The 16,783-nt window shown below is 52.8% G+C and carries 17 protein-coding genes and 1 riboswitch; of the genes, 12 read left to right on the forward strand and 5 right to left on the reverse strand.

Annotated elements, in window-relative coordinates; genetic code table 11:
* The first annotated feature begins 163 nt into the window (after positions 1–163).
* The 8 genes from EV294_RS03185 to EV294_RS03220 all read left to right on the forward strand — a co-directional run bounded on the left by EV294_RS03185 (position 164) and on the right by EV294_RS03220 (position 6,313).
* Entirely contained in the window at positions 164–1,129 is a 966-nt protein-coding gene (locus EV294_RS03185) for a carbohydrate ABC transporter permease (RefSeq protein ID WP_132303737.1), read from the forward strand.
* Positions 1,126–1,965 (forward strand): carbohydrate ABC transporter permease, encoded by an 840-nt coding sequence (locus tag EV294_RS03190; RefSeq protein ID WP_132303739.1) that lies wholly within the window; start codon positions 1,126–1,128, stop codon positions 1,963–1,965. The genes EV294_RS03185 and EV294_RS03190 overlap by 4 nt, the downstream gene beginning before the upstream one ends.
* A 76-nt stretch (positions 1,966–2,041) precedes the next feature.
* Complete coding sequence (locus tag EV294_RS03195; protein WP_132303741.1) at positions 2,042–3,451, forward strand: ABC transporter substrate-binding protein; 1,410 nt, start codon at positions 2,042–2,044, stop codon at positions 3,449–3,451.
* 155 nt (positions 3,452–3,606) lie between these two features.
* Positions 3,607–4,461 carry an alpha/beta fold hydrolase gene (locus tag EV294_RS03200; RefSeq protein WP_132303743.1) on the forward strand — a complete coding sequence of 285 codons (855 nt, stop codon included), beginning with the start codon at positions 3,607–3,609 and terminating at the stop codon, positions 4,459–4,461.
* A gap of 143 nt (positions 4,462–4,604) precedes the next feature.
* Positions 4,605–5,012 (forward strand): VOC family protein, encoded by a 408-nt coding sequence (locus EV294_RS03205; RefSeq protein WP_132303745.1) that lies wholly within the window; start codon positions 4,605–4,607, stop codon positions 5,010–5,012.
* Between the two features lie 79 nt (positions 5,013–5,091).
* Positions 5,092–5,310, forward strand: a complete 219-nt coding sequence (locus tag EV294_RS03210; RefSeq protein WP_132303747.1) for a cysteine-rich CWC family protein — start codon at positions 5,092–5,094, stop codon at positions 5,308–5,310.
* The gene (locus EV294_RS03215) at positions 5,307–5,618 is read left to right on the forward strand and encodes a DUF1806 family protein (RefSeq protein ID WP_132303749.1); all 312 of its coding nucleotides are present in this window, start codon (positions 5,307–5,309) and stop codon (positions 5,616–5,618) included. Before EV294_RS03210 ends, EV294_RS03215 begins: the two co-directional genes overlap by 4 nt.
* Positions 5,615–6,313 carry a PIG-L family deacetylase gene (locus tag EV294_RS03220; protein WP_132303751.1) on the forward strand — a complete coding sequence of 233 codons (699 nt, stop codon included), beginning with the start codon at positions 5,615–5,617 and terminating at the stop codon, positions 6,311–6,313. Before EV294_RS03215 ends, EV294_RS03220 begins: the two co-directional genes overlap by 4 nt.
* A 19-nt stretch (positions 6,314–6,332) precedes the next feature.
* On the opposite strand, the gene EV294_RS03225 is transcribed toward EV294_RS03220, so the two are convergent.
* The 3 genes from EV294_RS03225 to gpmA form a co-directional block, all read right to left on the reverse strand.
* A complete protein-coding gene (locus EV294_RS03225) occupies positions 6,333–7,493 on the reverse strand; it encodes an acyl-CoA dehydrogenase family protein (RefSeq protein ID WP_132303753.1) in 1,161 nt (386 codons plus the stop codon).
* Between the two features lie 126 nt (positions 7,494–7,619).
* Positions 7,620–9,377, reverse strand: a complete 1,758-nt coding sequence (gene ade, locus EV294_RS03230; RefSeq protein ID WP_132303755.1) for an adenine deaminase — start codon at positions 9,375–9,377, stop codon at positions 7,620–7,622.
* 52 nt (positions 9,378–9,429) lie between these two features.
* Positions 9,430–9,527: riboswitch (purine riboswitch) on the reverse strand.
* A 107-nt stretch (positions 9,528–9,634) separates the two neighbouring features.
* Positions 9,635–10,381, reverse strand: a complete 747-nt coding sequence (gpmA, locus tag EV294_RS03235; protein ID WP_132303757.1) for a 2,3-diphosphoglycerate-dependent phosphoglycerate mutase — start codon at positions 10,379–10,381, stop codon at positions 9,635–9,637.
* A 166-nt stretch (positions 10,382–10,547) separates the two neighbouring features.
* On the opposite strand from gpmA, the gene EV294_RS03240 reads away from it, so the two are divergent.
* Together EV294_RS03240 and EV294_RS03245 are read left to right on the forward strand one after the other, a co-directional pair.
* On the forward strand, positions 10,548–11,735 hold the full coding sequence (locus EV294_RS03240; protein ID WP_132303759.1) for an NAD(P)/FAD-dependent oxidoreductase: 1,188 nt from the start codon (positions 10,548–10,550) through the stop codon (positions 11,733–11,735).
* Positions 11,736–11,746: 11 nt separating this feature from the next.
* Complete coding sequence (locus EV294_RS03245) at positions 11,747–12,601, forward strand: RNA polymerase sigma-70 factor (protein ID WP_132303761.1); 855 nt, start codon at positions 11,747–11,749, stop codon at positions 12,599–12,601.
* Between the two features lie 48 nt (positions 12,602–12,649).
* Here the strand turns inward: EV294_RS03245 and EV294_RS03250 are convergent, their stop codons facing one another.
* Positions 12,650–13,750 carry a Gfo/Idh/MocA family protein gene (locus EV294_RS03250; protein WP_132303763.1) on the reverse strand — a complete coding sequence of 367 codons (1,101 nt, stop codon included), beginning with the start codon at positions 13,748–13,750 and terminating at the stop codon, positions 12,650–12,652.
* Positions 13,751–13,982: 232 nt separating this feature from the next.
* Here EV294_RS03250 and EV294_RS03255 point away from each other — a divergent pair, with 232 nt between their 5' ends.
* Both EV294_RS03255 and EV294_RS03260 read left to right on the forward strand, forming a co-directional pair.
* Entirely contained in the window at positions 13,983–14,975 is a 993-nt protein-coding gene (locus EV294_RS03255) for a Gfo/Idh/MocA family protein (RefSeq protein WP_132303765.1), read from the forward strand.
* The gene (locus EV294_RS03260) at positions 14,959–15,966 is read left to right on the forward strand and encodes a helix-turn-helix domain-containing protein (protein WP_347813046.1); all 1,008 of its coding nucleotides are present in this window, start codon (positions 14,959–14,961) and stop codon (positions 15,964–15,966) included. The genes EV294_RS03255 and EV294_RS03260 overlap by 17 nt, the downstream gene beginning before the upstream one ends.
* A gap of 46 nt (positions 15,967–16,012) precedes the next feature.
* On the opposite strand, the gene EV294_RS03265 is transcribed toward EV294_RS03260, so the two are convergent.
* Positions 16,013–16,660, reverse strand: a complete 648-nt coding sequence (locus tag EV294_RS03265) for a helix-turn-helix domain-containing protein (protein ID WP_132303767.1) — start codon at positions 16,658–16,660, stop codon at positions 16,013–16,015.
* Between the last annotated feature and the right edge of the window lie 123 nt (positions 16,661–16,783).

Consider the following 16,783-nt stretch of genomic DNA (forward strand, 5'->3'; position numbering starts at 1 on the left):
AAAGAAAATCTTTAGAAAGGGACGGTTTATTTTCAAGTAAGCGTTGTCACATTTCCTAATCTTAATAAAACGCTGACATAGGAGTTACAAACGGGAGTTATCCTTAGACTTGCCAAGCTATATCAGGTTAAGCCATTTCTTGAAAGGGCGGTTGTAGTCAAACATGAATTCGTCACTCTATTCAGACAAATCCAAGCCGGTTTTGTCTCCGGCATCCGCGGCAACGCCTGGCAGCCGGATCAACGCAGGCCTGCTGCGAAGAATGCGGGAGCATCTCCTCGGTTACCTGTTTTTGGCGCCAAGCGTGGCTATATTCATCCTGTTTTTCTTCTATCCGATGGCTCGCTCCGTCTATTTGAGCTTTCAACTTACCGACCCCCGCGGCAGGGTTGCCGCATATGCCGGATGGGACAATTATTCCCGGATGATGGAATCGTCCGCCTTCTGGAACAGTCTCTGGATCACGGTCAAATTCACGCTGATGACCGTACCGGCCGGTTTGGTTCTCGGCTTGCTATGCGCCAGCCTCGTTCATTCCGCGGGTAAAGGGAGCAAGCTGTTCCGCTTCATCTTCTCGCTTCCGCTCGCCCTCTCCGTCGGAACGGCATCCATTCTGTGGATGATTTTGTACCATCCATCGCTTGGCATGCTCAACTATTTGCTTGGGCAAATCGGCTTCGGACAAGTCCAGTGGCTGACCGATCCGGGTGCGGCGCTTGGCTCCGTCTCCCTTATGACCGTTTGGATGAATTCCGGCTTTCCGTTTGTTCTGCTGCTGGCCGCTATTCAGGGGCTCGATAACGATGTCATGGACAGCTCGCGAATCGATGGCGCTTCGATGTGGAGAACCTTCTTCTCGATCAAGCTGCCGCTGCTGTCGCCAACGCTTTTCTTCCTTGCGGTTGTGTCGATTATGAGCGCCTTCCAATCTTTCGGACAAATCAATATCTTGACCAGGGGGGGGCCGGCGGGTTCAACGGATGTGCTGGTGTACTCCATCTACCGGGAAGCCTTCATTAACTACCAGTTCGGCACCGGCAGCGCGCTGGCGATCGTCCTGTTTATTCTAATGCTTCTGCTGACAGCGGTGCAATTCCTTTTCCTTGGAAAGAAGGTGCATTACCAGTGAAGGCTTTCAGTCATCCGCGCAGTCCATTCCGCTTATTCAGCCTTTACGGACTGCTCGTCCTGCTGTCGCTGTTAGTGCTTGGGCCATTGCTCTACTTGCTTGCCCAAATCTTCATGACGCCGGACGAAGCAAGCCAATTTCCGCCAAAGATTCTTCCTTCCGGTCTTTACACGGGGGAGCTGAAGAACGCCATTGATACCGTGCCGATATTCGGCTTTATTCTCAACAGCTTTGTTCTGGCGGTCTCGATTATGATTCTCCAGGTGCTGACGGCGGCGCTGGCCTCTTATGCCTTTGTTTACATTCGGTTTGCCGGCAGCCGTTTCTGGTTCGCTCTATTTATCAGCACCATGATGATTCCATGGGAAGTCACGATTATTCCCAACTATTTGACCGTCAAAAGCTGGGGATGGCTCGATTCGTTTCAAGGGCTTATCGTACCGTTTGCCGCTTCGGCCTTTGGCGTGTTCCTGCTCCGCCAGTTCTTCATGCAGCTGCCCCGCGAGCTTTTTGAAGCGGCGCGCATAGACGGCTGCGGGCATTTCCGTCACTTCATGTCCATCGTGCTTCCGTTGTCCGGTCCCGCTGCCGCATCGCTTGCGGTATACGTATTCCTGAACGGATGGAATCAATACTTGTGGCCGCTGCTCGTAACTAGCAGCGATGCGATGCGGACCGTCCAGATCGGAATCGCGATGCTCCAGTTCGAGGAGCTGACAAGCTGGAATCTGGTGTTGTGCGGAGTCGCGCTTGTCTTGGTGCCGTCGTTTGCCCTGCTCGCGCTAGGCTTGAAGCCGCTCGTGCGGGGCATTACGGCCGGCGCGGTAAAGGGCTGATCTTAACCCGGGTACTTGTCCTAACGGACTTGCCATATAGAAAACAAACATTATTTTAAGGGAGAGAAAAGAAACCATGGTTAAACGCAATTGGAAAATGGTACTGCCTGTGGCGGCAATGCTTGTGCTGCCTTTATCAGCTTGCGCATCGAATCCGAACAACGGCGGAAATGAACCGTCGCCTACCGTTTCGGCTTCCAATACGGACACCGCGGCAAACGCTGGCGCCGCTTCCACCGAGCCGGCCAAAGAGCCTGTCAAAGTGGTCTGGTGGCATTCCATGAGCGGCGAGCTCGGAACGGCTGCGGACAAGCTCGTCAGCGATTTCAACGCTTCGCATCCCGATATTAAGGTAGAAGGCGTCTTCCAAGGCACTTATGACGAAAGCCTGAACAAGCTGAAGGCATCCATGGATTCCAAGTCCGGCCCTTCCTTGATCCAGGTGTATGAGATCGGTTCGAAATTCATGATCGATTCCGGCGCCGTAACGCCGGTGCAGCAGTTCATCGACGAGGAAAGCTACGATATCTCTTCGCTGGAGCCCAATATCCGCAGTTATTATACGTTTGACGGCAAACAGTACTCCATGCCTTTTAATACTTCCAATCCGATTCTTTACTATAACAAGGACCTTTTCAAGAAAGCCGGCCTTGATCCGAACAAACCGCCTGTCACTTACCAAGAGGTAGCTGACGCGGCCAAAAAACTGACCGGAAACGGCGTAACGGGAGCTTCCTTCGCAATCTACGGCTGGTTCATGGAGCAGCTGCTTGCCGATCAGGGCAAAGATCTTATCAATAACGGCAACGGCCGCGAGAGCGCCGCGACGGAATCGCTCATCAATCAGGAAGCTGCAGTGACTACGCTGACTTGGTGGAAGGGCATGGTCGACAACAAGTCGGCTCTGAACCTTGGACGCAAGACGGATGACACGAAAAAAGCGTTCCTGGCTGGCCAGATCGCGATGACGCTGGACTCGACGGCTTCGCTTCGCGGCATTGTTGACGGGGCGGCGGGCAAGTTCGAAGTGGGCACCGCTTTCCTGCCTAAGCCTGACGCATCGTCCGAAGGCGGCGTTGTTGTCGGCGGCGCGAGCAACTGGATTCTGAACAACAAGCCGGCGGAAGAGCAGAAGGCTGCTTGGGAATTCATGAAGTATTTGGCTGAACCTGCCGTGCAGGCGGAATGGCATATCAATACCGGTTACTTCCCGATTACGACAAAAGCTTACGACGAGCAGATCGTAAAGGATAACCTGGCGAAATACCCGCAGTTCCAGACGGCTGTTGACCAGCTTCATGCCTCCAAGCCAAGCACGGCCAGCCAAGGCGCCGTAATGGGCGTATTCCCCGACGCGCGCCAGACGGTGGAAGGCGCAATCGAGGAAGTCTTCACGGGCAAGAAGGACGTTAAAGCGGCGCTTGACGACGCAGCCAAGCAAATTACGGAAAAAATCGATATCTACAATAAAACGGTATCGAAATAAAGCAGCCAAGAACAGCTCTGGAGCTAAGCTCTCCGGGGCTGTTTTTTTGTTTTCTCAATAGATTTCAGAATTGTCTGATAATAATGTTTCAACGAATCGATAGCTGGTTAAGTAATGACATGATAGCATTTCAAATCGAAAAGGATGTGGGATCGATGGATAAGCATAAGGTAAATGTCAATGGCATCGATATGGTATATGAAGAATGCGGTCAGGAAAACGAAAAAGCGATTATTCTGCTTCACGGTTTTTGCGGATCGTCCCATTATTGGCATAATGTTTGTCCGCTGCTGACCGATCACTACCGTGTCATTATGCCGCAGCTGAGGGGCCATGGCGAAACATCGGCACCGGACAATGTGTATACGATGGAAGTGATGGCCGACGATATCAATGCATTGATCGAAAAGCTTGGCATTGAAAAAACCGTTGTATTCGGCCATTCTCTAGGCGGCTACGTGACGCTGGCCATTGCGGATAAATACCCTGACAAGCTGGCCGGATTCGGACTGATTCATTCCACCGCTCTGCCGGACACGGAAGAAGTGAAAAGGAAAAGGTACCAGGATATTTCCTTCATCCAGAAGGAAGGAATCGAGCCTTACGTACACGAGCTGATTCCGAAGCTGTTCAAGGAATCCAAGAGGCAAGATATGCCTGATGAGGTGGAAAAGGTTAAAGAGGCCGGACTCAAAATGTCTGCAAAGGGAGCTATTCATACGCTTGAAGGCATGATGATGAGGCCGGACCGAAGCGCGATGCTGCATGAAGCAACGTATCCGATACTGCTGGTGGCCGGGGCGGAGGATGAGGTTGTGACTCCGGATGATACGTTCTCCGTCAATGAACAGGAGACGCCGAAGTCGACGTACGATTACCCGCATATTCAGGAGAATACGTTCGAGGGCGTCGCCCATATGAGTCTGGTCGAAGCTCCCGAGCAGCTGGCCAGGGTTATCGCCAACTATCTCAGAACGCTTAGCGAGAAGGAGCCCGTGAGGGCGTTGTAAAAACGAATAGAAATGCATAGCCGTGCAGGCTCAGCGCCTGCACGGCTATTTATGTTTTTTCAAAGAACCTACTCGAAAAACAACCATTTGTAGGGTAGAATAAGTGGGCAAGATCATTAACGGCAAAGGACGTGTATAGTCAAATGGCAAAGCTGACACCGTATTTTTACTCCGAGGACGCGAAAACGCAAGCGGGATTTTACGTGCAGGCTCTTGGCGGTCAGATCATCGATCAAATGACGTATGGGCAAGCTCCGGGTACGGACGAATCGATGAAGGACAAAATCATACATATGGTTTTTCAAGCTGCGGGTGTTATCTTCTATATTGCCGATACGATGCACGAGCCTCCGGGACGCAGCACCAGCTTTGATCTGAACCTCGAATTCAAAACGGACGAGGAGGCGCAGCAAGCCTTTGCCAACCTGTCGGAAGGCGGCCGGGTGATTATGCCGCTGGAGAAGCAATTTTGGGGTACGCTGTTTGGCCGGGTAGAAGACAAATTCGGCATCAAATGGCAGATCAGCACGGAGCCGAAGCCGCAAAGCTAACGATTCGAACCGAGACTATCCGCTGCTCCAGCTTTGGGGAATGCCCGGATAGTTTTTTTGTTAAGGAGAGGGAAACCAAATGGTAGCAAGCGAATGTCCGATCTGCAAGGGGAGCAACCGATGCGGCAATCTGCAAGGACTGCCGGCCGGAGCTTGCTGGTGCAGCAAGGAGTTTTTTCCGCAAAAGGTGTTTGAGCAAATTCCGTCTGAATTAATGGGAAAAGCCTGCGTATGCCAAGCTTGTCTGGAAAGGCTGAAGCGGGAATCGAAGGAAGAATCCGGGGAGATGCAATCATGAATCCGATAAATCCGTTGGAAGCAGAGGATTTGCTGCGTACGTTCACGGGGGAAGAGATTTACGTCCACAGCGAAGCAACATCCTATGTGTTTGTAAGAAATTTCAAGGTGAAGCTGGCGCAGGCTTTCGTAGCCGGAGAGGGGCCGTTCCGGATTGCTTTACGCTTTGATCAAATCGGCTGGCTCCGAATGGAAGCGCTCACGCATTGCGAGCTGGATGCGAAAGGACGGCTGCTGCTGGCCGGCTACGATGACAGAGGACGAATGAACGTTGCGCTGCATCTCGGAAAGGAGCCGTTTGCGGAATGAGTACAGAACCAAGAAAGCTGCTTGCCGTATTTGCCCATCCGGATGACGAGTCTTTTATTTGCGGCGGTACGTTAGCGAAGTATGCCGACAGCGGCGCAGAGATTACGCTTATTAGCGCAACAAGAGGCGAGATGGGCAGGCGAATGGGCAATCCTCCTTATTTGAACCGCGAGACGATGGCCGCGGCCCGTGAGCGGGAGCTTCGGGAAGCGTGCGAATGCCTTGGGGTCAAGCATCTGCATTTCTTCGGCATTCGCGATAAAACGGTGGAGTTTGCCGATCCGGATCAGTTGGCCGAACGCATTGCGGGATACATACGGGAAGTTGACCCCGATGCTATTCTTACCTTTCACGAGAAATGGGGCGGGCATCCGGATCATTGCGCGATTGGCAAAGCTACGATTGAAGCGCTTGCCCGCACGGGACTTGCGAAAGCCTTGTATTTCATCTCGTTCGGGGATTCGCTGGCCTACCCGGAGGCTTACGGTTATAGCCAAGAGGAGATTGCCCGGATTGACGTAAGCCGCTATAAAAAAGCGAAGCTTGCGGCGTTCCGTGCACACCGCTGCCAGACGGAAATCGATGAATGGGTATGGCTGCCTGACCGGCAGGCCATGAGCCGTTTCGGGGATCATGAATATTTCATCAAAGGAAACAAAGAGGCGCTTAAACGCGGCAATGCCGATTTGTTCTAGCGCCTCCTCGGGAACCCCCTTATTCAAATTCGCTTAAAGCCGTTGCGGCCAGATTTTGAATGACTACATTGTCCATAGGCGGATTATGCAATCCCGCCCGGACATCCCTGTAATAACGCTCGAGAGGCTGCTGACGGGATAAGCTGGTGCCGCCAACGATCCGCATCGCCAGATCAACGATCTTGATGGCATTATTCGTAACGATATATTTGGCGAGACCAAGGTCAGCTTTCAGAGCTGGCCTGTTCTCGCTTGTTTCCCGATCCCAGCGGTCCGCGACGGTATACAGCATGGTATGCGCGGTGCGCAGCTCAAGCTCCATCTGGCCAATCGAATGCTGGACGGATGGAATCGCCGCAATCGGCTTGTCCATTTGGCCGGGCTTATAGGAATTTGCAAAGGAAAGGGCATAGTCTCTAGCCGCAAGCGCAATGCCAAGATAACAGGCCGGAATATGCAGCAGCCAGCCGCCTCCGTCATCCACGCCTTTGCCTGTCAGCCGGTGAGCCGCGGGAACAAAGACCCGATCAAGCACAACATCGTGGCTTCCGGTTGCGCGCATGCCAAGCGTATCCCAGGTCTCGATAATCGAAACCCGTTCGCAGCGTTTCACGAGGAAATCCGAAGCGCTGTCTTCCCCCGGGATAAAAGCCGTCACAACAAAACGGTCCAGAATAGGCGATAAGGTACTGAACGTTTTGCGTCCCGTGATAAGCCATCCCCCATCCACCGCGGCTGCCGTTGTTTCCGGCCTTCCGCCGCGGCTTGGGCTGCCGGAAGCTGCTTCGCTGGCGAAGGTGTTAATCATTGCTCCGTCTTTGACAACGGCCGCGCATAGGTCAGCGAAGACAGGCTCCTGCCATTTTCGGGAAGTGCGCAGATGCAGCATCTGTCCCATATGCCAGCCAACCGCAAGCGCGGTAGAACCGTCGCCGTAAGCCAGTCTTTCCTGCAGCATCACCATTTCGTAGAGGGAAATTTCTTCTCCTCCGTATACTTTGGGAACCGTAAGCTTCAAATATCCCGCCTCTCGCAAATCCGCGAAATTATCAAACGGAAACGAACCTTCGCGGTCGTGCCGGGATGCTCTTTCCGCGAAACTAGCCGCCAATTTGTCTACCAGTGATACCCGGGCTTGCTCTGCTTCATTCCGGATATATTGATCTACCCAACGAGTCATCTATTTTCGCTCCTCTTAAAATGAATATCCGCAAATAAGGGCTGTATTTCAGGCTATATGTGATTATTCATGCTTCGCAAGCATTAGCCTTACCTTATTATAGCAAGCGGAGGAGACATGCCGCTATCAGGCTTGAACGCGGATATGACGGTTTGACGCGAATTCGAACAAGCCCTTGTCCGTTAATTTGAGCTCAGGGATGACCGGGAGAGCCAGGAAGGATAACGTCAGGAACGGGTTGAAGGCATCCGGGGCTCCGATCGTGCGAAGCGCCGCATAGAGGCCAAGCATTTGTTGATTCACTTCGCTATAGCTTTGCTCGGACAAAAGGCCGCCGACAGGCAGGGCTAAGGAAGCAAGCACTACTCCGTCCGCGACAACCGCGAGCCCGCCGTTCATCGCAGCCACATGGCCGATAGCAAGCAGCATGTCTTCATCGGTTACTCCCGCGCAGATGATATTGTGCGAATCGTGGGCTACCGACGAAACGATCGCGCCTTTGCGGAAGCCGAAGCCTTTGACAACCGCAAGCCCGATATTGCCCGTCCGGTGATGACGTTCAACGACGGCAAGCTTAAGCTGGTCGCGTGCTGCCGAAGGAATAAACCTCAGCTCCCGATCTCTTGCAACCTGTTCCTTCAAATGCCGGGTCACAAGAGAGTTCGGAATAATTCCGATCGCATTGCAGGTATCGGACTCGAGCGGAAGCTCAAGAGCATCCGCTCGAAGCGGCATCATTCCGGTCTGAATCACGGATGAAAGCAGGGGTTCCGGAGAAGCATGCGCAGCGCAAGCCGAAAAAGCATCCTCCTGAAGCTCTCCGTTACGAAATATACATGCGCCTTCCTTAAATACCTGCCGGATCGCCAGCTTCTCCAGATCATCAACGATAACAAGATCGGCTTTATAGCCGGGAGCAATTGCGCCTTGATGGCGGAGGCCAAAGCATTCGGCGGCATTAATGGTCGCCATCTGAACGGCGGTAACCGGATCCAGCCCCTTGCTTACGGCCAGGCGGATGCTGTAGTCGACGCTTCCATCTTCGAGAAGGTCGTCGATTAGTTTGTCATCCGTTACAAACAAGCATCTCCGGCTGTTCCCGGCGTTTACGGCTGGAAGGAGCGCTTCCAGGTCCTTGGCTACCGTACCTTCTCGGATCATCAGATACATGCCAAGCTCGAGCCGGTGCCTTGCTTCTTCCGCGTCAATAGCTTCATGATCCGTGCGGATGCCCGCGGCCATATAGAGATTGAGCTGTTCCCGGTTAATGCCGGCGGCGTGACCATCGATATGCGCACCAAGTTCGTTTGCGTCAGCCAATTTACTGACCATACCGGGATTGCCGGCAGCAAGGGCGGGGAAATCCATCACTTCAGCCAAGCCAAGTACTTTGGGATGCGCGTAGAACGGGCGAAGCTCTTCCGCTTCCAGCGTTGCGCCGCTTGTCTCGAACGGAGTAGAGGGTGCGCAGGACGGCAGATTGACGTAAATATCGAGGGGAAGGCCTTCGGATTGGTCAAGCATGTATTGAATGCCTTTGCTGCCCATTACGTTAGCCATTTCATGCGGGTCGGTCACAACGGCCGTGACCCCATGCTGCAGAACCGCCTTCGCGAACTCGCGCGGCGTCAGCATTGAGCTCTCGATATGTACATGCCCGTCAATCAAGCCGGGAATGACCCATTGCCCTTTGGCATCAATCACCTCCAGGCCCTCCGTATACCGGCCGATCCCCGCGATAACGCCGTCCACGATGGCGATATCGCCAGATTGGATGCTGCCCGTAAACACATTTACGATGTTGCCGTTTCGGATAATAAGATCCGCCGCCTCGCGTTTGGCTGCCACTTCGATTCGTTTGGCGATTTTGTCTTTGGTATTCATGCCGGCTATTCTCTCCTTTTTTAATAAAATAAAAAACTCCCGATTACCGCCGATGCTGAAGAAGCATGCTGGTAATCGGGAGTTTACGGTTCCCGGTAGAAACCCCCGGCCCGTATTGCCGGGGTTATACGCAATGTTGGATTCTATTGTAGAAGATGGGCAACGGGAATGCAACGGCTAGATTTGAATTCCAATAAATCTGGCCTGGAATTCTGCGGATTGAAAAGCGTTCCGCAGCCTAAGGCGGCGAAGCCGGCTCATCTTGTCACAGGCGCTATATGCGTCGGAATCTGGCCGTTCGGATACGGGCCTTCCCAGCCTAGATAGTAATGACGGACCGGCTTCAGTTCGTCATCCAGCTCATACACAAGCGGAATGCCGGTCGGGATATTCAGATCCGCAATGCCGTCCGGCGGAATTTGGTCCAAATATTTGACAAGTGCCCGCAGCGTGTTCCCGTGGGCGGCTATAATCACCTGGCTTCCGGAGGAGATGGCGGGAGCGATTTCGGCATTCCAATAGTTCAGAACCCTCGCCTCCGTGTCCTCCAGGTTCTCCGTTAACGGGAATTCGCCATCCTTGAGTCCGCTGTAGCGAGGGTCTGCAGCTACGTACCGCGGATCCGTTGAGTCGAGTGCAGGAGGACGGACATCCACCGATCTGCGCCACAGATGCACCTGCTCCTCTCCGTATATGGCGGCCGTTTCCGCCTTGTTCAGCCCCTGCAGGGCGCCGTAATGCCGTTCGTTCAGCATCCAGCTCTTGTGCTCCGGAATCCATAAGAGATCCATCTCTTGCAGGATGATCCATAAGGTTCGGATGGCGCGTTTCAAAACGGAGGTATAGGCGATGTCGAACACGTAGCCGTGTTTTTTCAAGATTTCTCCGGCTTCACGGGCTTCATCCAGACCTTGCGTCGACAGGTCTACATCGGTCCAGCCCGTGAACCGGTTCTCGACATTCCATACGCTTTGCCCATGGCGAATCAGAACTATTTTTTTCAAGAGGCGGCCTCCTTTCCATTGTTTGCTTATCTCTATAATGTTTCCAATCGAGCAAAAAAACAAGCCAACCGGGGTAAAAATAGGGTCAGCTTGTTAATGCCTGGTGTCACAAATAAAGATCTCTCCCCGTTCTATTGGTAAAAGCGAAAAAGAGGAGAGATCATCGATGAAGGAATGGACGGTTGTTGTCGTTGGCGGCGGGTATGCGGGAATCCATGCGGTCAAAGCGGTGTGGAAGCAGTATGGCGGTCATGCGGAAGGACGGAAGCTTCGCCTTCTCTTATTGGATCCGAATCCTTATCATCTGCGCAAGGTGCTCTTGTTCAAGCCGGCGGTAGGGGCAGATCCGATTACGGTGCCTTGGCGGCAGATTTTGCCGGAAACGGCCGAGCACGTGCAAGGAAAAGCCAAGCATATAGATGCGGCTGCTAAAGTGCTCGAATACGAGAATGCGGAAGGTCAGCTCGTTCGGCTTGCTTATGACACGCTGGTTGTTTCGGTTGGCAGCGTTGCCCGCGAGACGGAAACGGGACTAGGCGGCATTGCCCTGACGGGAATGGAGTCGGCAGTACGAATCAGGGATACGTGGAGCCGCAATATGCAGGCCGCAAGAGCGGAGAGCAGCGCGGAGGAGCGGCGTCGCCTGCTCACGGCAGCCGTGGCCGGGGCGGGAATAACCGGCATGGAGACGGCATCGGAGTTAGCGTACGCCATGAGAGAAGAAGCAGCGAGGCAGGGACTTAACCCCGAAGAAATCCGGGTCCATCTGCTAAATGCCCAGGACCGTTTGTTTCGGGAAGGATCAATGAAGGCAAGCCGCAAGCTGGAGGATGAGCTGGCGAAATGCGGCGTATCCGTGCATCACCTATGCAAAGCGGTACGCGAGGAGAATGGCTGTCTAATGCTCTCGGATGGCGAAGCTCTGCCGGTGGGCCTTACGGTATGGACGCTGGGTCTTGTTCCGAATCCCGCCGTCCGCGGCTTTGGGCTCCCGGTAACGAAGGACGGAAGGCTTATCGTGGACGAATGCTACCGCGTGAAGGAAGCCCGGGGTGTGTATGCCATTGGGGACTGCGCGTTTATCGTGGACCCGGATAGCGGCGAAGCCGCGGGAATGACCTGCAAAGAGGCCATTCCGCAGGCACAGCGATTAGGCAAAATCATCGCGGCGGACCGGAACGGCAGCGAGGCTCCCCGCCATAAGCAGGTAATGGAAGGCTTTACGATTGGACTTGGTCCGGGACGGGGAATCACATGGACGCGCAAATGGGGGCTTGATATAATCATTTCGGGAAGTTTATCTTATAAAATCAAACGTTTTGTCTGGGATTACGCTAGTATGCTGAAATCATAAGGAGACGTCATATGATTGAGCTGTACGAACGTTATAAAGGGTTGTTGTTCAGCCTTGCTTATCAGTTAACCGGCTCTGTCGCCGATGCGGAGGATGCGGTTCAGGACATATTCCTGAAGGTGCAGAACATGAACCCGGATAAGCTGCACGAGCCCAAAGCGTATTTGTGCAAAATGATAACGAATCGCTGTCTGGATCATCTGCGTTCGGCAAGAGTACGCCGGGAGCAATATGTCGGTCCGTGGCTGCCGGAGCCGATAGCACAATACTACGATGACGGACTGGAGGAAATAGTTCGCCATGACCTGCTGTCTTACGCTATGCTTGCTCTGCTCGAAAGGCTGTCGCCTTCGGAACGAGCCGTATTTGTTCTGCGAGAAGCGCTTGGGTTCGATTATCCGGATATTGCGGAATTAACGGGAAAAAGCGAGCAAAACTGCCGCAAGCTGATGAGCCGTTCCAGATCAAAGATGGGAATAACGGAGGAAGAGCTGCAGGCTGGCGGTACAATCGAGCAGGCGTGGATAAACCGGTTCGTAGCGGCCTTATCCGAAGGCGAGGTCGACACCGTGCTATCCATGCTGGCGGAGGATGCCGTGCTTGTATCCGACGGAGGAGGCAAAACATCGGCAGCGGTCCGGCCAATCGAAACCAGGGAGCGCGTGGCGCAGTTCCTGCTGGGCATTTTCCGCAAATCCCAGTTTACAAGCCAGATGACGGTAGAGCTGAAGCCGTTAAACGGGGAACCCGCCTTCGTATTCAGGCAGGAAGGAATCGTAGATTCGGTCGTATTTCTTGAGCAGCGCGAAGGGGTGCTTCACCGGATATTTATCGTCCGCAACCCGGATAAGCTTCACAATGTATAAAAAAACGGTTGTGCTTGTTAAACAGGCACAACCGTTTTGTTTATTTATTTAGTTCGCAACTTTTTCGCGATTGAGGTATACGGTCTCGCCAGTGCGGGCGGATTCGTAAATCGCTTCCAAAATTTCGGTTACGACAAGAGCTTGCTCCGCTTTTACGACCAGATCCGTGTCGTTCAGGATCGAATTGATCCAAGCCGCGCATTCCACGTCGATATCGCGCTCCGAAGCGCCGTCATAAAACGCTACGCCGCCGGCGGAAAGGTCGATTTCCTTAACGAACAAGCGGCTGTTCTCTTCGCCGTTGATGCGAAGGCCGTTCTTCATGTCCGCGCCGCCTTCGGTACCGCAAAGCGTGCATTTTGCTTCGTCGATATCAAGCGTGTTCAGCGCCCAGCTTGCTTCAAGCGTGATTGTTGCGCCGTTCTCCATCTTGATAAAGCCTACGGCGGAATCTTCTACCGTAAATTTCGCTGGATCCCAAGGTCCCCAAGCGTTAGCGGCATTTTCCTTCGAGCCAAGCTTATGGAATACGGAGCCCGTTACGGAAACCGGCTTGTAGTTGTCCATCATCCACAGCGTCAGGTCAAGCGCGTGAGTACCGATATCGATAAGAGGGCCGCCGCCTTGTTTCTCTTCGTCGAGGAATACGCCCCAAGTCGGAACCGCGCGGCGACGGATCGCATGAGCGCGCGCGTAGTAAATTTCGCCCAGCTCGCCTTGCTCGCAAATCTTTTTCAGCACTTGGCTGTCCGGACGGAAACGGTTGTTGTAACCGATCGTCAGCTTTTTGCCCGTGCGTTTCGCGGCATCCAGCATGGCTCTTGCTTCCGCGGCTGTTTTAGCCATTGGCTTCTCGCACATTACATGCTTGCCGGCTTCAAGGGAATCTATCGTAATAAAGGAGTGCGAGTCATTAGGCGTTAATACATGCACGACATCGATCGACGGATCGGCAATCAGCTCGCGGTAATCCGCGTATACTTTCGAGCCTTCGGCGCCGTATTTTTGGGATGCTTCTTCCGCGCGTTCTACAACGACGTCGCAAAAGGCAACGATTTCAACATTCTTGTTCTTGCTCAGCGCAGGAAGATGCTTGCCATTCGCGATACCGCCGCAGCCGATGATGCCAACCTTCAGTAATTTACTCATGTCCAGCCTCCGTTTAAATGGATTTAGATAAAAAAGTTGTTTATGCCCTTACTATAGGTTTGACCGATATTTAGAGTCAATAAGGCTTTAAAAAAGTTCTTGTCTTTGTCGTATAATTATAGTCAGAATGTCTTTATGTTCTAGTTTTACTTTGCTAAATGGTGTGCTACCTTAGAAATAAGTCGCAAATATGTAGTTATTCCAAATAATCGGTCTGAGGAGTGGAAGTTATATGATTAGAGTCGCAATGTTAAGCTATTGGCATGTTCACGCATGGGATTACACGAGAGAGGCGCAAGCGCATCCGGATACGGAAATCGTAGCGGTATGGGACGAAATCCCGGCTAGAGGCGAAGAAGCGGCTGCCAAGCTGGGCGTTCCTTTCTTCTCTAATCTGGATGAGCTTCTTGCACGCGAGGATATTGACGGGGTGATCGTGGACGCGCCTTCCAATATTCACCGCGAGGTTATGGTGAAAGCCGCGCAAGCCGGCAAGCATATCTTCACGGAAAAAGTGTTGGCGCTTACAACGAAGGAAGTTAACGAGATTCTGGCGGCAGTGGAAGAAGCAGGCGTTAAGCTGACCGTATCGCTGCCAAGATTAAACGATTGGTATACGTCTTCCATTCAGAACGTGCTGGAATCCGGCATTCTGGGCCAAGTTACCTTGACGCGCGTGCGCTTGTCCCATAACGGAGCAACCGCAAACTGGCTTCCGGAGCATTTCTACAACCTGGAGCAATGCGGCGGCGGCGCACTGATCGACCTGGGCTGCCATCCGATGTATTTGACTAGACTGTTCCTTGGCGAAATGCCGGTTCAGGTTCAAGCTTCGTACGGTTACGTAACCGGCAAAGACGTGGAGGATAACGCGGTATCCATTCTTACGACGGCCGGCGGCGCTATCGGTATCGTGGAAGCGGGCTTCGTGAATGCCCATTCGCCATTCACGATCGAGATTCACGGCACGGAAGGCTCGCTGCTCTACGGTACGCCGGAGGACCGCGTTCTCGTCCGCAGCAACAAGAACGGTGAATCGCAGTGGACGGAAGCGGATAAGGCCAGCGGCCGCAATAAGGCGTTCGAGCAATGGGCTGACCATATTCAAAATAATACGGTTGCAGCAGAGAATATCCGCATGGCGCAGGATCTGACGGCGCTGATGGAAGCGTCCAACCGCTCGGTTGCCGAGAAGCGGGCTGTACGTATTGAAGAAATCCGCTAATACAATGACTGGCATGGATGATCGGGACCAGATTATGGAGTCCGACAGCAAGGTAAGCGCAAGACCGTATCCTTATGCCATTATGAAAGAAAAGATGGATGCGCTTGAAAGGCTTGATCTGCATTTCAGATGGGGACGTTACGGAATCCGGGTGCTTAAATGGCATCTGACCACCTTTAAGCCGGGACAGCTGATCAAGTTCCACAAGCATTCGGAGTTTGAATTCCACTTCGTGCCGCGCGGCAAAGGAACGGTCACCTTGATTGACCATATTTACAAGCTGAACAGCGGCATGTTTTATTTGACGGGTCCCGGCGTTGTGCACCAGCAAACGGCGGATAACCGGTCCGGCATGGAAGAGCTGTGCCTGCATGTGGATATTACGCGTCTTCCGGACGGAGAGGATCAGGAAGGATGGGGCTCGGAGTGGGAAAATAAAGAGTCGGAAGCCTGCATGCAGGCACTGGCCGATTTTCCGCTTCGACCGTTTATGGATCAGCATGATGCCATGACATGCTTCCTCCAGGCTTACATGGCTTGGCGATCCGGAGAGCTTGGAGCCTATACGACGATCCGCCAGTCTTTGATTCAAATCCTGCTGCGCGCCGCAAAAGCAACCGTGGACCGGGATGGTCAGCAGATGCTTCCTTCGCGGGATATTCAAGCGCATCGCTTCGAGATGGCGCAGCAATATATTTACGATAATTACGCGAGACCGCTAACCCTTCAGGAGGTTGCGGACCGGATCCAGATCAGCACAAGACAGCTGCAGCGTGTCTTTCACCGGTACGGGGTCAGCTCCTTCAGCAGCTACTTGGAGGATTTCCGGCTGCAGCGCATTTGCGAAGAGCTGATTGAGACCTCGAACACGGTGGAATCCATTGCGGTCAATCATGGCTTCACGAATACGAACTACCTATTCCAGGTGTTCAAGAAGAAGATGGGGATGACGCCGCTCGCTTATCGCCAGCGCCATCAGTTAAACGCATAAGAGCAGCAAGGGCAAGCGGGCTTTGGCTTGCCCTTGCTGCTCTTTCTTATCCACTGACGGCCATTTCCTTCTTGTACTGAGACGGCAGCATTCCGGTCCATTTCTTGAACGTCTTCGTAAAATGAGCTTCGTCGTAATAACCGACTTCCTTGGCAACGGAATGGATTTTCATATCGCCGGTCTGAAGCAGCGCTTTGGCTTTCTCGATCCGGAATTGATGAACATAATCAAGGAAATTAATTCCAAGCTCCTGTTTGAACAACGTGGATAGATAGGTGCTGGAGACAAACAAAGCCTTGGCAACGCCGGCCAAAGTCATCCCGTGGTCCGCATAGGAGGCCTCGATGACTTCCAAGGCTTGCTGAACCTTCCGTTTTGGCGTTCGCCCCGGATTCAGGCTCAGCTTGCGGTACAACTCTGAGCCTTGATTAAATTGCTGCTCCAAAGCCTTTAACGCTTCCTTATAAGAATAATACAGCTGATGTACATTTGGCTTCGATGTGCCGAAGGTATCGCCGGCGATGATGTTCAGGTACTGCTGTTCCAAATTTTTCACTTCTTTTATCGCTCCTGAAAGGCAAGTCGCAAGATGGTCAAACAAGTGCTTCATTTCTTCAAACGGCCATTCATTCCTTTGTACAGCCGATTTGTTGGGAATGAGATCTTCCTCTTCTGCAATGAACAGCTTTGGCATAGTTAGCAGGCCTCCTCATCGCTTGTGGAATCGATTACATTATCTTCTTTACTATAAAGTGCAAATACTAAAATAGCTATGCCGAATGTTTTGGCTTTATAGCGTTTTAACGTTAATCGGTTT

It is taken from the genome of Paenibacillus sp. BK033 (assembly GCF_004345425.1).
Taxonomy (GTDB): domain Bacteria; phylum Bacillota; class Bacilli; order Paenibacillales; family Paenibacillaceae; genus Pristimantibacillus.